Raw genomic sequence first — 16,915 nt, 5'->3', positions numbered from 1 at the left:
TAAACTCAGTTAGATGTGGAGAAAACCGATGGAAGAAACCCGCCAGTTCGCTATGACCCCGCCAAAGCCAGGGTCACGACGCGCCCGGCGAGCCGCCGAACGAGCCGCAGCAGCAGCCGCTGCCGCAGCACGTAGTGTTGCAACCACGGGAGAAATTCCAGCAATTGTTGAGGCCAACTACCAACAATGGGGCAACCGTCCCGTGCGTTTACAACCCACAACACCATTTGCCGAACAAATGAACCATGAGTTAGTCGTCTCCCGTCTAGGAGATGACGTATATGAACCAAAAACCCGGAAATCTTTTATGATGCAAAGTGTAGGATTTGGTTCCGCTGCGGCGTTCGTCGTCGGAATTGGTTTAGGAATTGCTGTTGAAAATGTTCCACAAAACTTTGCGATGGCAACCAATGAACCATCGCTATCTGAACTTGCTACGGCTTCTGTTGCCCTCGATGGAAAAACCCCAATTATTGAAGGTGTTACGTCAAAATTTAGCCTGACGGTCGATGGAAAAGAACGAACCCTGGCGTCCAATGCCAGAGTCACGTTAGCTGACGCGCTCAATGCTGCCGGCATCACCGTAAACTCCGGCGATATCGTTTCTCATCAGCTCAATAAGCCAATTGCAGACGGGGAACACGTCACCATCACTCGTGTCACTACCGAAACGGCTACCGAAACCTACGTCGTCGAACCAGAAACTCAACGTGAAGATGACGAAACCTTAGCTAAGGGCGAAGAGAAGAAAGTCAGTGACGGCAAGCCAGGAGAAGGTACCCGAACTGTTACCGTCACCAAGCATGACGGTACTGAAGTCAAGCGCGTGACAACAGTTGATGCGATCACAACCCCGGCCGAACCCATCATTATTAAAGTGGGAACTAAAGAAGGTGCTAGCTCCTCGGCATCCGCTAATAACGTTCCAGTCAATGCGGCACCTGTTGCCCCAGGTACCGCACGAGCCATAGCTGCAGATCTCGTAGCCGGGCGCGGATGGTCTGAAGCTGAATTCGCATGTCTAGATCAACTATGGCAACGTGAGTCCGGATGGAACCATCTGGCTAATAATCCATCGTCGGGCGCTTACGGTATTCCACAAGCTTTGCCAGGATCGAAGATGGCCTCAGCTGGTGCTGATTGGCAAACTAATCCGGCAACCCAGATTACTTGGGGATTAGGATATATTTCTGGTCGATATGGTACGCCGTGTGGTGCGCTCAGCCATTCACATTCGGTGGGTTGGTACTAAAAGCGCGAGCTTGCACTCTACAGTGAGGAAACAATGAGTCAATGCCCAGTCCCCCTCCTTGGACCGGTGAAAATCCGTCAACTTGCGGAACAACTCAACATACGACCGACTAAAACATTAGGTCAAAATTTTGTTCACGACGCCGGAACCGTCCGGCGCATCGTGCGTGACGCAGGTGTAGAATCGGGCGACCACGTCGTAGAGGTAGGTCCCGGATTAGGCTCATTAACTCTAGCTATCCTCGAAACCGGAGCGCTAGTGTCAGCTATCGAAATCGATCCGCCATTAGCTACCGCTTTACCGGCAACAATCGCTGAAATTCAGCCAGAATCCGCCGCGCATATCGCTGTTACCAATCGCGATGCAATGGATATTTCTGGGGTAACTGACCTTGCAGTACCACCAATTCTCGGCAAGAGCACTGATTTTGTGCCAAAACATTTAGTAGCAAACTTGCCCTACAACGTCGCTGTGCCAGTGCTCCTAACTCTGTTGAGTACCTTGCCCACATTAGAAACAGTAACCGTGATGGTCCAACTTGAAGTAGCAGATCGACTTGCTGCTCAGCCGGGCTCTAAAACCTATGGGGTGCCGTCAGTTAAAGCGAATTGGTATGCCGATGTGTGGCGTGGAGCCAAAATCTCCCGCAATGTCTTTTGGCCGGTACCAAATGTTGACTCAGCATTAGTACACATGCGTCGGCACCCGGAAACTGCAGGCGTTGATCGTCAGGCGGTGTTCGCCGTCGTCGATGCTGCCTTTGCTCAGCGACGCAAAACACTGCGTGCTGCGCTAACCACCTGGGCAGGAAGCCCTACGCGTGCTGAGGAGATTTTGCGGGCGGCCGGTGTTGATCCGTCGCTTCGCGGAGAAAAACTCACCATCGAAGATTTCATTGCTATTGCACAAAATTCCAAAACGTGTTGTAAATAACGAAAAATATTGCACTATTGGCATAAGTAGCCTATATTAGTAGTGATAATCCCTGGGTGTTACTGGTAAGCAGGCATGACCAGATCGGCACCGTTATTCGGTGTGCTCGATGAGGAGCTTTATGATTCAGTCTGCTGCTTGCGTGCTAAGGGTTTTCAACAACAATGCGGTACTCGTGAGTGTCGATGGAGTTAAAACAGTCCTTGCCGGGAGAGGAATTGGTTTCGGCAAACGGCCTGGAGATATGATCCCGGCCGGCGGTGCTTGGCACCAATTTATTGAAGCAAGCGCCGATAGAATAGACTTCCTCACCTCAGTGAATACACTCGATCCCCATCTTGTGTCAACGGTAACTGAAGCGGTCGAACTGGCCAACAATCTCATTAATGACCTCGATCCATCCATCTATGTGGTTTTAGTAGATCATATGGCATTCGCGGTGCAACGCCATCTTAGTGGGCTATCAATCCACAACAAGCTGGTTGATGAGATCAAAGTGGCCTTCGGTGTGGAATTTACCGCGGCTCAAATCATGGTGCACTTCGTTAATCACAAGCTCAATGTTGAGCTACCAGTTGATGAAGTGGCGTTTATCGCCCTGCATTTACATGCGGCACGCACTGGGGTGACCGTCAAACAACCATTGTCTGAAGCGAACGAGCTTGGGGTCATCGTTGACCTGATCATGCGAGAACTCGGTCAGCCAAAGAACGTCGAACTGACCGAACTATTGTTTACGATCAACGGGTATGTCACTCGCATTCACGCCGGGATGTGGCGAACAAACACGGCAACATCGCTTATCGAGCGCATGTTAGCACCGGAGTTCGCTGTAGCTCGGCACGTTATTACATACATTGCCAAAGACGACGTTCCCCCTGCCGCCATTGCACACGAATCCGCATTCTTGGCGGTCTTCCTCCACGGGTGGCGGCAAGGAACACGTCCGGCGCATACACAAAAGGACACAACAACATCATGAACGGAAAAGTGATGGAGAGCCTACAACGGCTCGGTAAAGCGCTGATGGGCGCGGTTGCTGTTATGCCAGTAGCGGCAATCTTGATGGGTATCGGTTACTGGATTGATCCAGAAGGATGGGGCGCAAACAGCGTAATCGCTGCTGTCTTGATCAAGTCGGGTGCAGCAGTTCTTGATAACCTCGGCTGGCTATTTGCGATCGCCTTGGCGTTCGGGCTTTCCCGCGACAGCAATGGTGCTGCCGCGCTGTCCGGCTTTATTGGCTTTGCAACAATCAAGATGCTTTTGAACGAACAGTCAGTTGCTGGCTTCCAAGGAATTGACCTAGAAAAGCTTGACGGCGCTGCCAAGCTCGATTGGGTATCCCAAGGCTGGGGCGCAATGGGTGACAAGAACGTACTGGTCGGTATCGTCGTCGGTATTCTTGCTGCATGGGTATACAACCGGTTCTCCCGGACCAAGCTACCACCATTCTTGGCCTTCTTCTCTGGCCGACGCTTGGTTCCAATCCTCACTTCGTTGCTTGCTATCGTTTTGGCGGGCGTCCTCTACTTTGTTTGGCCATTCGTTTACTCGGTTCTGTTCCACTTTGGCCAGTCAATTCAAGGAATGGGTGCGCTCGGTGCAGGTATTTATGCATTTGCTAACCGTCTGCTCATCCCAACTGGTCTACACCACGCCCTGAACTCGATCTTCTGGTTTGACGTTATCGGTATTAACGATATCGGTAACTTCCTCGGTGGCGGTAAGACCATCGAAGCTGCTGCGGCGGCAACCGATGCTGCTTCCTGCCCAGGCGTTGGCGTATGGGCTGATGGAACCTGTACTGTTATTGGTGAAATCGGCCGTTACCAGGCTGGCTTCTTCCCGGTTATGATGTTTGGTTTGCCAGCTGCGGCATTGGCAATGTACTTGCGGGCAAACACCAAGTCACAGAAGGCAGTTGGCTCGCTCATGATGGCTGGTGCTCTTGCATCCTTCTTCACCGGTGTTACCGAACCTCTCGAATTCGCATTCATGTTCGTTGCTCCAGTTCTTTACCTTGTCCACGCAGTCCTCACCGGTATTTCGGTATTCTTGGCTGCAATGTTCCACTGGACGGCCGGCTTCGGCTTCTCCGCTGGTTTGGTCGATATGGTTCTGTCGGCTCGTAACCCGTTGGCGAATGAGTGGTACATGTTGCTGGTTCAAGGCTTGGTATTCGCTGCGATTTACTTCGTCGTCTTCTATTTCTTGATTGGCGCTTTGAACCTCAAGACGCCAGGACATGGTGATGATGTTGATGAGCACAATGTTCAACTCGCTGGCGACACCGAATTTTCTGGCGTTGCCGCCACAGTTGTTGAAGGACTGGGCGGTATCGAAAACATTGAATCTATTGATTACTGTGCAACCCGCCTACGTACGGTAGTTAAGGACCACCTGAAGGTAAGCGAGAAGACTATTAAGTCGGGTGGTGTGGCTGGAGTTATTCGCCCATCGCAATATTCTGTTCAGGTTGTGGTCGGACCACAGGTACAGTTTGTATATGACGAGGTTGCAGACCTACTGCAGGCCTCGGAAGTAGCACTGAACGGCGAGCAGGAGATTTAATGTTTGGTTTAGGCAAGAAAAAAGTTGAATTCTACCCGGTTTTCGCCGGCACAGTTGTTCCGATTACCGAGATTCCAGATCCGGTTTTCTCCCAAGGAATGCTGGGTGAAGGATATGCGATTGTTCCTGACGATCAAGCCGACGAACTGATCGTATGTGCGCCGATTGACGGTACCGTATCTAAGATCTTTAAGACTTTGCATGCGTTTACAATGCATGTTGAATCCGGAGTGGATCTTTTGGTTCACATTGGATTAGATACCGTGGAGTTGCATGGCGAAGGTTTTACTGCGCTGGTTGATAAGGGCAGTGTAGTGAAGGCTGGAACTCCTGTTATGCGATTGGATGCGAAAGCTTTGCGTGCAGCGGGAAAGAACCTTATTACCCCTGTCGTATTTACGCAAAAAGTTCAAGTGAAATCAGTGGATGTACATGGTGGGGAGGCTGCATTGAACGATGTAGCTGCAACTGTCACACTTGCCTAAACAAATCTAACGCTATTGGGCGGTTCGGAGAAATTCCGGACCGCCCAATTTGTTGTTTACGGTTGGTTACAGGGGATAATAGGAGCATGAATATGGATCGGGTAGTTGTTGCTTCAGCACCAGGGAAAGTCAATATTGTCTTGCGGGTAGGAGCGCCGAGGGCGGATGGTTTTCATCCGTTAGATACGGTGTTTGAAGCTTTGGATGTGCGTGACGACGTCGTAGCTCAGCTCGCGCCAGAGCTAACGATGAGCATCACTGGAATTGGTGAGGATTTGTCGGTTGACGATTCTAATCTGGTTATTCGCGCGGCCCAGCTACTCAAGGATCGATATGGGCATCAAACTCGCCTTGATATTGCGCCAGCTGATTTAGGCGCCCATCTTGCAGTAACTAAGCGGATTCCGGTTGCGGGCGGGATGGCTGGTGGTTCCGCAGATGCGGCAGCTACCTTGGTTGCGCTGAACGAATTGTGGCAGTTGGGGCTTGAGGGCGATCAGCTCCATGAGTGTGCCGCTGAACTCGGTTCTGATGTGCCTTTCGCGCTGATGGGTGGACTCGCTCACGGGATTGGCCGGGGAGAGAAATTAACTGCAGTGTCATCGTCGGAAACTCATGGCTGGGTGATGCTCCTTAACCAGCAGGGATTATCTACTCCGGCGGTTTTTTGCGAATTTGATCGGCTTGGTCTGGGGGAGGCGACGCCGGATGCTACTGGCGATGTGTGCTCAGTGCTAGCGGGACCAGCACGCGATAGTGAACACCGGGTTCTTCTTGGCAGTGTTGTAGCCAATGATTTAGAAGAGCCGGCTCGCTCACTGCGCCCCGACGTGGCACATATTATTGACACCATACGTGCTCATATTGCGGCCGGAGTTCTTGGGGCACATGCTGTTCTTTTGTCTGGTTCGGGGCCTACCATTGCCGTATTGGCAGAGCCGAACCAGTTGGATTCGTTGGCAGCTCGTCTTGAACAGTTGTTTCCAGGCTTAACAGCCGTGGTTGCCACCGGACCAGCTCGCGGAGCTTATTTAGTAAGATAAAATCTAGCGCGTGCATTCAGTTTGCATATGAGGTCACTTCGGCTCGATTTTTGCGGTAACAGCGAAAAATCCCTAACTTTGTGCACGCTTGGTGATTTTTAAAGAAAGGCCACGTTTTATGGCGCATATTTTAGGCGTTGAGAATGTTTCGATCACGCTAGGATCGCGTCCGATTTTGGGCAACATTAACGTCTCTATTGAAGACGGCGCCAAAATCGGTATCGTTGGCCCAAATGGTGGCGGGAAGTCCACTCTGCTCAAACTTTTGACCCGCGTGTTAGAACCGGATAGCGGGCAAGTTACCATGACGAACGGTACCCGGTTTTCGGTTCTGTCCCAAGCGATATCGTTCGCTCCCGATGTGACAGTCATTCAAGCGATCCACGGCAACACTGAGGAATATGTCTGGGCTTCAGATTCCGCTATTCGGTATTTGCATGAGGGGTTGTTGCCAGATGTTCCCCTCGATCGGCGAGTTACTGAGCTTTCGGGTGGGCAACGGCGCCGGGTCGCGCTCGCGGCAACGTTGGCAGCGGATGCGAACGTGGTTGTTCTTGACGAACCGACCAACCACCTGGATATCGAAGGCGTTACCTTCCTTGCTAAATATCTCAATGAACGTTTTGACCGGGGAGAAGGCGCACTTATCGTCGTCACCCACGATCGCTGGTTCTTGGATGCGGTATGTGATCGGTTGTGGGAAGTTGTTCCCGGCAACGATGGCGCTGGCGGACGTAACCCGCAGCCGGGTCATGTGGAAACCTATGAGGGTGGCTATGCGGCTTATATTTTACAGCGCGCCGAGCGCTCGCGGATCGCGCAGCAAGCCACGGAAAAGCGCAATAATTTGTTGCGGAAAGAGCTGGCATGGTTGCGGCGCGGTGCCCCGGCACGTACCTCGAAACCTAAGTTCCGAATCGATGCCGCGAACGAGCTGATTGCGAACGAGCCGCCGCCGCGTGATTCGGTTGAACTTGCCAAGATGGCGACGAGCCGGTTAGGTAAGGACGTTATCGATCTGATTGACGTGTCTTTTTCTTACGATTCGGCGGGTGATGCCGATGCCCAAAAACCGGTGCTTGATGATGTGACGTTGCGGTTAGCACCGGGTGAGCGCTTGGGCATCGTGGGCGGAAACGGCGCTGGAAAGTCTTCGCTTCTCGGATTAATTAGTGGTGATTTGGAGCCGACGACGGGCCGGGTTAAGCGTGGCAAAACAGTGAACTTGGCGGTGCTAACCCAAGAAACTAAAGAACTTGAGGACATCGCGACCCGGCGCGTGGTTGAGGCAGTTCATGATATTGCTACTCACGTGATGGTGGGCAAGAAAGAAATGACTGCCGCGCAGTTGGTGGAGAAACTTGGTTTTACCCGGGAGCGAGCATGGACGCAGGTGGGTGATCTCTCCGGTGGGGAGTGCCGTCGGTTGCAACTTTTACGGTTGCTGGTGGGGGAGCCAAATGTGTTGCTTCTTGACGAGCCGACCAATGATTTGGATACGGATACCTTAGCGGCGATTGAGGACATGCTTGATTCATGGCCGGGTACCTTGGTTGTGGTCTCGCACGATAGATATCTTTTGGAGCGGATTACCGATCGCCAGGTAGCGGTACTTGATGGTTGCGTGCGCGATTTGCCTGGTGGGGTGGATGAGTACGTGCAGTTGGCGGCTCAGCTTCGCAAGGAACGTTCCGACGACGGCGATGCCGGTCCGCACGTGGCACAACCTACCAAGACGAAGGATGCGGCCAAAGAGCGGTTAGCACGCAAAGATATGGAGCGTGCGGAACGTAAAATGAACAAGGTGCGTCAGCAGTTGGAAAAGATTGGCTTAAAACAAGCTGATCTGGCTGCCAGTGGCGATTTTGAAGCCTTAGTTGATTTGGGGAAGCAAGCCGCTGCGGCGCAAGACGAGTTAGATGCGCTCGAAGAAGAATGGATGTTAGCTGCGGAAGAGGCTGAGCGCTGGGGATAGGGCATCCTGTGCCTTTAGTCCGTAGATATTGTTTTGACGTCAAGGTAGGGTAAGTTACGTGCGTCAAGCAACGGCGCTTAACGCACACTCATTACCCTGAGTACCCACTGGAGCCTGCTATGACTGATCAACAACCCAACGATGACGCTATTCGTGACGACGTTGATGCGATTATTACTGCGTGGCAGAAGCAGTGTCCGGAGTTAGATACGGCTCCCTTTGCTATTTTTTCTCGCCTGTTGCGTTTGACGCGGCATATTGAGCGGATGCGGAAAACAGTGTTTGCCCGCAACGGGTTGGAAACATGGGAGTTTGAAATGTTGGCGGCATTACGGCGAACAGCCAACCATACACTAACCGCCGGTCAACTGATGAAAGAAACATTGGTGTCTTCTGGGACGGTGACGAATCGGCTTGATCGGATGGCAGCTAAAGAATTATTGGTTCGCCAATCGGGCGAACATGATGGGCGTGTTGTTTATGTGCAAGCTACTGAGTTGGGTCTGTCGCTGATCGACGGTGCAGTTAAGGATCTGCTCCACACTGAAGCGCAGATTTTAGAACAGTTTAGTGCGGCAGAAAATGATGAAGCAGCCGCCTATATGAGGCGACTGCTTCATTCGTTCGAGTAATCCTACTTACTTTGCTTCCACGCCTGCCTGATAGACATGCGCTTACCGGAATGCAAAACTGAATTGCGGTAAAGCTTGCCGGCGAATGCTGCCAACAGTGGAATAGCTGCAACCCCCAGCGCGAATGCGATGATCTGTTCGGTTGGTGAGGAGATTCCAAAGGATTGCCGGATTGGCATCATGAAGGATGACATGAATGGAATATATGACAAGACTTTCGTGATGGTTGCATCAGGCATTGCCGAGATAAGGAAGAATCCGCCGTAGATCGGGATGAAGGTGAGCATCGTGAGCGTACTGGTGATCGGGGCAAGATCTTCTTGCCGAGAAACGGTTGCTGCCAGCGCACCTGCAATCAGTGAGAAAGTAAAGAAGCCGACGATCGACCACAGAATAGTCCAAACCGCGAGTGACGATAGATTCAGTAGTGGCAACGGCACTCCGGCAATTTTCAGTGAGATAAACGCAACCACAATATAGCAGGCGACTTGGCCGATAACCACCGTACCAATTCCGAGGATTTTTCCGAGCAGTAGCGTGCGCGGTTTGACGGACGTCAAAATAATTTCGACGACGCGCGAGGACTTTTCTTCCACAACTCCAGTTGAGATTGTTGCTAGACCACCCAAGATAACGGTGGCAAGCAGAATAACAACACCAAGTGCTTTGAAGTAGCCAAACGGATTAGTGACAATGAGGTTATCGTCAGATGCTAAATCCAAGACGCGCACGTATGCACTATCTGCCACGGTAATTGCGTTTGCTGCCTCATCGGGGGTAATTGTTGAGCTTTGGCTGGCTATCCAGAAGGTGACACTTCGATTAACTCCTTCGCCGAAGTTACCGCCGATAGCGCTTGAGTTAGGGAAAATAACGGTTGGTTTAGTGGCAGTTCCCCCAACAACAGCATAGGTAATGTCATTATCCTCATCAGTCGATTGGGCTTGAACCGCATCAGTAAGCCACTGTTCGCCTTCGCCGTCACCAATACTTTCGGTGCTGGTAGCGGGCAACGCAACTTCAATAAACTTGGCAGCATCGGCGGCAGATTGCTCGACCCCCACAACATAGGATGTTTCAGGAGCTGCGGAATCGTCGTCGGCGCTCATCATAAAATTGGCAATAACAACGCCACCTATGATCAGAATAAGCATAACGACGAAGGAAATCTGATTTGATCGAGTCTGGAGTAGCGCGGTCATTTCCCGCTTAATAATCAGTCCAAGCATGTCACTTCTTCTTTCCAAATAGGGCTGCTAAGCCGCGCTTCTTAACCGGGGCATTTTCTTCTGCTTCATCATTACTTGGCGCAGAAACCACTCCTTTGAAAATGTCTTGGAGGTGTGGGCATTGCGGTGCAAACTCAAGTAGCGGACCAGCGGCCAGCGCAGCGTGGAGAATACGCTGGGAATCATCACCAGCATGCATCGCGATTTCTAGCATGTTGTGTGACACGTGAATAACAGAAAAACCTTGCGAACGAACCGTATCTGCGAGGGCATTCACATCTCCGGCGGTGCGCACAATAATGTTGCTTTCAGCGCTGGCACGCAAGTCGTCGATCTTTCCTTCGGCAACGATCTTTCCTTCGGCACAAATTCCGACCCGTTCACACATGCGTTCTACCAGATCGAGTTGGTGGGAGGAGAAGACGACGGTTGCCCCGGCGTCTGCTTTTTCGCGCAGGACGGTGCTCATCACATCCACTGCCACCGGGTCAAGGCCGGAGAATGGTTCGTCAAGAACAAGGACGCCAGGATTGTGAATGAGGGCAGCAGCGAGCTGGACTCGCTGTTGATTACCGAGGGACAGTGCCTGGACTTCATCGTTACGGCGCTTGTCAACATTGAGGCGTTCTGTCCAATACAGCATGGCGCGAGTGGCGTCCTTCTTAGATAAGCCTTGTAGCTGAGCGAGATAAATAAGCTGTGCGCCAACTTTCATCTTCGGATATAGTCCACGTTCGGCGGGCATATAGCCGAATGTTTTACGAGTAGCGAAATCGAGTTCTTTGCCGTCGAGGGTAACGGTGCCCGAATCTGCCGATAGTACGCCAAGGGCAATGCGCATCGTCGTCGTCTTTCCGGCTCCGTTCGAACCAACAAAGCCATAAAGTTCGCCCGGGTGTACGGTGAACTCCATTCCGTCCAGGGCGATAGTGTCCCCGAAACGCTTATGAAGATTATTGATGTGTAAATTCACGGATTCTCCTTGTGCGGAATATAAGAATGATGCAAGTTATTTCGCGGTTGTGGGCTGGGTGGTAACAAGATGCGGATCGGTTTCGAGGCGATGCAGGCCATTCCACATTAAATTGACCAAATGTGCAGCCATAACATGTTTGTCTAGCTGGCGGTTGATTGCCCATGACTGACCAACAATGCCCATCAAGCCAGAGAGCATGTGGGCGTAAAGCGCAAGTGCGTCTGAAGGAAAATCAAGGTTTTCCATATATTTTTGTAAAAGTTCATGCAGGTGATCTCCCATATCGGAGATGATGGTGGAAAATTCGCCACCGGCAAGAACACCGGGACTTTGGTGAACCATCAAACCGAAACCGTCGGGGTTTTCTTCGATGTAGTCCAACAAGCCTAGAACTACTGCTTCCAGCGATTCGCGGGGGCCTTTACCGGCCGATAATGCTTCATGCAAAATCGTGTTCACGGCAGTGGTTTCCCGATCGACAATGACTTGATAGAGGCCTTCTTTGCCGCCAAAATGTTCATAAATGACGGGTTTTGATACATCGGCAGCGTTGGCGATTTCTTCAATAGATACCGCATCATAACCGCGGGCGGCGAAAAGCTGGCGAGCGATCCCGATGAGTTGGGTGCGCCGTTCGATACGTGTCATTCGCTGACGTTTAGGTCCTTGCGCGGTGGTAGGAGAGCTAGTTTTTGATGTTCGTGCCATGGGTTTATTATGCCATGCCAAACGGGGAGGGGAAGGGAGAGGCGCATGTGAGTGTTGGGCGGGTAGATATATCATGTGTGGTAAATATATGCCTATATTTATCTAGTAGATTTATGGTGGGGAACGCCATAGTGGATTAATTGCCCGTGTAACTGGAAACTGGGCGCACAAACTGGCACAATAAAACAAGTAATCCGCCATGGTGTAATGGCAGCACAGCGGTCTTTGGAACCGCTTGTCTAGGTTCGAATCCTAGTGGCGGAGCGGAAATAATGCGTCTAGTGCATTGTGCTCGGGAGTTTGGCTAGCCGAGGAGGCACCTGTGAGTCAGAAACTCGCTGCAGCGATTATTCTTGCTGCCGGTAAAGGTACCCGAATTAAATCCCAGACCCCAAAAGTTTTGTTATCAATGTGTGGCCGTTCTCTTGTCGGTCATGCGATCGCTGCAGTTCGTGGAGCCGGGGCAGATAATATTGTCGCCGTCGTTCGTCATGAACGTGACCAGGTTGTTGAGCATATTTCCCAGATTGCTCCAGATGTTCTTATTGCAGATCAAGATGATATTAAAGGAACCGGGCGGGCTGCTTGGTGTGGCATGAACGTGCTTCCTGCTGATCTGCACGGCTCGGTGCTTGTTATCGCTGGCGATTCACCAATGTTTGAGGCGCAGACTCTTACCGAACTCAACCGGGTTCATTGCGAATCGGGAGCAGCAGTTACTGTGCTGTCAACTGTGTTGGAAGATTCGTTTGGGTATGGACGTATTTTGCGCGATGCGGCTCCAGGATCGAATGAAGTGGCACAGACACCGCAAGCTACTGGTCCAGTTATTGGGATTGTAGAAGAAAAAGACGCTTCTGATCTGCAGCGCACAATTAAAGAAATTGGCACGTCAACATATATTTTTGATGCTGATTTTCTTCGCTCTGTTTTAGGGACTTTAGGAACCGATAACGCTCAAGGGGAAATGTATCTGACAGATGTGATTGCTCGCGCGGTTGACGAAGGTCAAAGCGTTGCGTCGTATGTGTTAGCAGATTCTATCCAGGCTGAGGGTGTCAATGATTTGGTTCAGCTTGCAACGTTGCGAGCAGAGAAGAATCAGCGTCTCTTGGCACAGTGGATGCGTAGCGGAGTTTCTATTATCGATCCGGCTTCTACGCATATTGACGTAGACGTTACGCTTGCGCCGGATGCCATCATTGAGCCTGGCACGATTCTTCGGGGCGATACGCGGGTAGCACCTTTCGCCGTCGTAGGACCACATAGTGAGCTGACCGATGTTTCGGTTGGGGAACGCGCAGTTGTTGCGCATTGTGTGGCGGTTTCGACGTCGATCGCACCGGATACACGTTTAGCACCGTTCACGGTGATAGACGAAAGTTGATAGGCTGGGGTGGTGGCCAGTCGGCCATTGCTAATACTGTAAAACAAAGAATGGTCGGGCATGACAGGCATCCATACAAGCGGTGAAAAGCATCTCGTTGTCGCCACCGGGCGCGCACATCCGGAACTAGCACAAGCAGTAGCGAAGGAACTTGGCATCGAATTGTCGCCAACGACGTCGTATGAGTTTGCTAATTCAGAAATTTATGTTCGTTTCGATGAGTCGGTTCGTGGATCGGACGTATTTATTATTCAGTCCATCGATGTTCCGGTGAATAAGTGGATTATGGAAGCGCTGATTATGGTGGATGCGGCTAAGCGTGCATCGGCTAAGCGTATTTCGGTAGTTTTGCCGTCTTTCCCTTATGCTCGTCAAGATAAGAAACACAAGGGTCGTGAGCCGATTTCGGCTCGGTTGATGGCTGATTTGTTTATGGCTGCTGGTGCGGAGCGCATCATGTCGGTTGATTTGCACGCGGCTCAGACTCAGGGGTTCTTCGATGGCCCGGTAGATCATTTGTGGGCTATGCCGACTCTCGTTGAGTATGTTCGTACCCGGGTTAATCCGGAAGAGTCCGTGATTGTTTCGCCAGATGCGGGCCGTATTAAGGTTGCGGAGCAGTGGGGTAATCGCCTTGGTGGTGTGCCGTTGGCGTTTGTTCACAAGACTCGTGATATTTCCCGTCCTAACCAGGCAACGGCTAATCGCGTTGTGGGTGATGTTGCTGGGCGTACGGCTATTATTGTTGACGATTTGATTGATACGGCTGGAACGATTGCCGGTGCTGCTCGCGTTGTTTTGGAAGCGGGAGCAAAGAACGTTATTGTTGCTGCTACTCATGCGCCGATGTCTGGTCCGGCTCGTGAGCGGTTGATGGAATCTGGGGCGTGTGAAGTTATTGTTACTGATACGCTTCCGATTGCTGATGAGAAGCGTTTTGATGGGTTAACAGTGCTGTCGATTGCGCCTGTTTTGGCGCGGGCTATCCGGGAAGTTTTCGACGACGGTTCGGTGACGTCCATGTTCGATGGTGCGTTCTAGTTAGGGTGACACATTATCGACTTTTGTTGTTGATATCTGCGGAGTTTGTTGCTTCGTTATAGCGTGACATACCGCGCACTTCTTGGGTGGATAATCTCGAGGGTGTGCGGTTGTTATGTTGTTGCGGGTGCGTGGCGTGGTTATGTGCGTGTTTATCTGGTGGCTGGAGTAGGATAGTTAATCCTTGTAAGTGGGGGCTAAAGTCTGGATCGGTTGACTTTGGCGCTGAGATATTTTTCGGTGTCGCTAAGATATTATTGATTTTATGCGCTCAATAAGTTGCTGGAAATTAGGTGTGCTAAAAAGTTTTGCGTGGGTCTAAAGTCTGATAGCTTGTGGATAGGTTAGCCTAACCTAAGTCGCTAGACTTTCACTTTATGAAGGGAATACACCCGTGCGTAAGTTCTCCATCCTCTCAGTAAGCTTAGCCAGCTTACTTGCACTCTCATTAACTGCGTGCACACCAGCACAAAAGCCGGCGCAGGAGGAGACGACGTCTTCTTCAGACTCAACGGCATTGTCAGTTACCGACGTTGAGGGTCGTACAGTTGAATTCGACAAGGCTCCAGAACGTGTCTTATTGGCTGAAGGGCGCGCAATGTTTGCGGTGTCCTTCCTTAATCCACAAAGCCCAACAGACCATATCGTGGCATTGGGTTCTGATCTTCAAAAGAACGATCCAACGTTCAACGATAATCTCATCAAGGCAGATCCGAAACTAGCCGATATTCCAGTCATTGGCCATATTAGTAAAGGGGACGTGACGGTTGAAAGCCTGATTTCCCATAGAGCAGATGTTATTGTGTTATCTCTGTCTGATAAAAAAGCTGCCGAAGAATCTGGTTTCCTCAAGAAAATGGATGATGCCGGTCTGAAATATGTTTATACAGATTTCAAGAAGAAGCCGTTGGAAAACACCACGAAGTCGGTAGCCCTATTAGGTAATCTTCTGGGCAAGCAAGAAAAAGCGACAGAGTTTAATAAGTTCTATGACGATATGGTTCAAGACGTCACTGCCCGTGTCGCTAAGAGTGATACGAAACCGCGAACTTTCTTGTGGCGTGCACCAGGGCTAAAAGATTGCTGTGCAACCTGGAAAGAAACCAATCTTGCTGATCTCGTCACGGTTGCTGGAGGCATCAATATTGGCGATGAGTTCCTAGAAACTCCGGCAGGAGATTTAACTAAGGAAAAGATCCTCGAACAACAACCTGAAGTTATTATCGCAACTGGTGGTGACTGGTCGAAGCAGTCCGAAAAGAAGGGTGGAGTTAACTACGTTAATCTTGGATACTCCACTTCCGCTGAGGACGCCGAGGCATCGTTAGAAAACCTCATTGCAACCACCCCAGGATTTGAGGATCTTCAGGCACCTAAAGAGGGCAATCTTCACGGCGTCTATCACCAATTCTATGATTCGCCATTGAACATGTTTGCTTTGGCGCAGTTTGCTGCGTGGATCCACCCGGACGAATTCGCTGATTTGATGTTGCCAAGGCGTTTGCTGATTTCCATACAAAATGGATGCCTTTTGAACAAACTGGCACGTTCTTCGTCACCGATGATCCGGGTGTAAGCCATGGCGGAAACTAACAGAATACCGGCCCAAGGTACGAGTTCTGATAGTGATCTGACACAAGCCCAGCTGGCGGTAGTCAACTACCGCCGGCGGGCGGCCAAAAAGGCACTGATCATTCTATTTATGGTTGGTGTAGCAGGGATCGCTTTCGTCATTGCCACTATTGTGGGGCCATTCCATTTAACCCCGACAGAATTTTTCCACGGTATTTTTATGCCGCATTCGGTGGACTCAACGGTGCGGATCGTGCTGTGGGATTTGCGTTTGCCGTCGTCGGTCATGGCGGTCCTTATCGGGGCTGCGCTGGCTCTCGCTGGCGCCCATATGCAAACGATTCTAGATAATCCGTTAGCAGAACCGTTTACGTTAGGTATCTCCGCTGCCGCAGCTTTCGGCGGCGCCGCATCCATCGTTTTGGGATGGACGTTAATTAATAACGCGCAGCTAAATCTGGCCGCTATTGCATGGCTGTCTTCGTTGTTGGCAGTGATTGTTGTAGTGGCTGCCTCAGTGTGGCGTGGAGCTGGCGCTGAGTCAATGATTTTGCTTGGTATCGCACTAGTTTTCCTTTTCCAAGCACTGTTGTCAATCATGCAATATCAGGCAACTCTTGAAGCACTTCAGCAGATTGTCTTTTGGACGTTGGGTTCGCTTCAACGAGCTAATTGGACGGCAAACGCTATTATTGCAGTGACGTTAGCAGTGGCTATTCCATACACCGTGATGAACTCGTGGAAACTGACGGCGTTACGTCTGGGTGATGCGCGGGCAGCGGCCTTGGGTATTAATGTCACTCGACTGCGGGTTACTACGCTTATCGTTTCGTCTGTGTTAGCGGCAAGCGCCGTTGCTTTTGCTGGAATCATTGGCTTCGTCGGGCTTGTTGGCCCGCACGTGGCAAGGATTTTAGTAGGTGAGGAACATCGGTTCTTTGCGCCGGCGTCGATGGCGGCAGGGGCATTTTTGCTCACCGTGGCTCATGCTATTTCGATCACGATTATTCCGGGCGTGGCTGTGCCGGTGGGAATTATTACTTCCTTGGTCGGAGTGCCGTTCTTCATTCTGCTTCTCCTGATGCGTCGTCGTAGGATGTGGGGATAA

Annotated in this window: 15 protein-coding genes and 1 tRNA gene; 13 read left to right on the top strand and 3 right to left on the bottom strand. The window is 51.1% G+C overall.

Going from position 1 to position 16,915, the window contains the following annotated elements; genetic code table 11:
* The first annotated feature begins 28 nt into the window (after nt 1-28).
* The 8 genes from HC352_RS07830 to HC352_RS07795 all read left to right on the top strand — a co-directional run bounded on the left by HC352_RS07830 (nt 29) and on the right by HC352_RS07795 (nt 8,894).
* The gene (locus HC352_RS07830) at nt 29-1,252 is read left to right on the top strand and encodes a resuscitation-promoting factor (RefSeq protein WP_168918343.1); all 1,224 of its coding nucleotides are present in this window, start codon (nt 29-31) and stop codon (nt 1,250-1,252) included.
* A gap of 33 nt (nt 1,253-1,285) precedes the next feature.
* Complete coding sequence (rsmA, locus tag HC352_RS07825; RefSeq protein ID WP_168918342.1) at nt 1,286-2,185, top strand: 16S rRNA (adenine(1518)-N(6)/adenine(1519)-N(6))-dimethyltransferase RsmA; 900 nt, start codon at nt 1,286-1,288, stop codon at nt 2,183-2,185.
* Between the two features lie 109 nt (nt 2,186-2,294).
* On the top strand, nt 2,295-3,167 hold the full coding sequence (locus tag HC352_RS07820; protein WP_369801238.1) for a PRD domain-containing protein: 873 nt from the start codon (nt 2,295-2,297) through the stop codon (nt 3,165-3,167).
* Nucleotides 3,164-4,759 (top strand): N-acetylglucosamine-specific PTS transporter subunit IIBC, encoded by a 1,596-nt coding sequence (gene nagE / locus HC352_RS07815; RefSeq protein WP_168918340.1) that lies wholly within the window; start codon nt 3,164-3,166, stop codon nt 4,757-4,759. The genes HC352_RS07820 and nagE overlap by 4 nt, the downstream gene beginning before the upstream one ends.
* On the top strand, nt 4,759-5,244 hold the full coding sequence (locus tag HC352_RS07810) for a PTS sugar transporter subunit IIA (RefSeq protein ID WP_168918339.1): 486 nt from the start codon (nt 4,759-4,761) through the stop codon (nt 5,242-5,244). Before nagE ends, HC352_RS07810 begins: the two co-directional genes overlap by 1 nt.
* Before the next feature lie 86 nt (nt 5,245-5,330).
* Nucleotides 5,331-6,287 (top strand): 4-(cytidine 5'-diphospho)-2-C-methyl-D-erythritol kinase, encoded by a 957-nt coding sequence (ispE, locus tag HC352_RS07805; RefSeq protein WP_211080661.1) that lies wholly within the window; start codon nt 5,331-5,333, stop codon nt 6,285-6,287.
* Between the two features lie 118 nt (nt 6,288-6,405).
* The gene (locus tag HC352_RS07800; RefSeq protein WP_168918337.1) at nt 6,406-8,262 is read left to right on the top strand and encodes an ABC-F family ATP-binding cassette domain-containing protein; all 1,857 of its coding nucleotides are present in this window, start codon (nt 6,406-6,408) and stop codon (nt 8,260-8,262) included.
* A 119-nt stretch (nt 8,263-8,381) separates the two neighbouring features.
* Complete coding sequence (locus HC352_RS07795; protein ID WP_168918336.1) at nt 8,382-8,894, top strand: MarR family winged helix-turn-helix transcriptional regulator; 513 nt, start codon at nt 8,382-8,384, stop codon at nt 8,892-8,894.
* Between the two features lie 2 nt (nt 8,895-8,896).
* Here HC352_RS07795 and HC352_RS07790 read toward each other — a convergent pair whose 3' ends face one another.
* From HC352_RS07790 to HC352_RS07780, 3 genes are read right to left on the bottom strand one after another with little or no spacing between them, the layout of a single operon-like run.
* Nucleotides 8,897-10,123, bottom strand: coding sequence for an ABC transporter permease (locus HC352_RS07790; RefSeq protein ID WP_168918335.1), 1,227 nt, complete (start codon nt 10,121-10,123; stop codon nt 8,897-8,899).
* Between the two features lies 1 nt (nt 10,124).
* Entirely contained in the window at nt 10,125-11,096 is a 972-nt protein-coding gene (locus HC352_RS07785) for an ABC transporter ATP-binding protein (protein ID WP_247645185.1), read from the bottom strand.
* 36 nt (nt 11,097-11,132) lie between these two features.
* Nucleotides 11,133-11,807 (bottom strand): TetR/AcrR family transcriptional regulator, encoded by a 675-nt coding sequence (locus HC352_RS07780; protein ID WP_168918334.1) that lies wholly within the window; start codon nt 11,805-11,807, stop codon nt 11,133-11,135.
* A gap of 193 nt (nt 11,808-12,000) precedes the next feature.
* Here HC352_RS07780 and HC352_RS07775 point away from each other — a divergent pair.
* The 5 genes from HC352_RS07775 (at nt 12,001) to HC352_RS07755 (ending at nt 16,915) form a co-directional block, all read left to right on the top strand.
* Nucleotides 12,001-12,071: transfer RNA gene (locus HC352_RS07775), tRNA-Gln, on the top strand.
* Nucleotides 12,072-12,129: 58 nt separating this feature from the next.
* Entirely contained in the window at nt 12,130-13,194 is a 1,065-nt protein-coding gene (locus HC352_RS07770) for an NTP transferase domain-containing protein (RefSeq protein ID WP_168918333.1), read from the top strand.
* Nucleotides 13,195-13,254: 60 nt separating this feature from the next.
* Entirely contained in the window at nt 13,255-14,235 is a 981-nt protein-coding gene (locus HC352_RS07765) for a ribose-phosphate diphosphokinase (RefSeq protein WP_168918332.1), read from the top strand.
* 394 nt (nt 14,236-14,629) lie between these two features.
* On the top strand, nt 14,630-15,811 hold the full coding sequence (locus tag HC352_RS07760; protein WP_211080660.1) for an ABC transporter substrate-binding protein: 1,182 nt from the start codon (nt 14,630-14,632) through the stop codon (nt 15,809-15,811).
* 3 nt (nt 15,812-15,814) lie between these two features.
* Complete coding sequence (locus HC352_RS07755; RefSeq protein ID WP_168918331.1) at nt 15,815-16,915, top strand: FecCD family ABC transporter permease; 1,101 nt, start codon at nt 15,815-15,817, stop codon at nt 16,913-16,915.

The organism is Arcanobacterium buesumense (genome assembly GCF_012563545.1).
Classification (GTDB): Bacteria; Actinomycetota; Actinomycetes; order Actinomycetales; family Actinomycetaceae; genus Arcanobacterium; species Arcanobacterium buesumense.
Note: the sequence above shows the minus strand (reverse complement) of the source record. Positions and strands in the feature narration are given on the sequence as shown.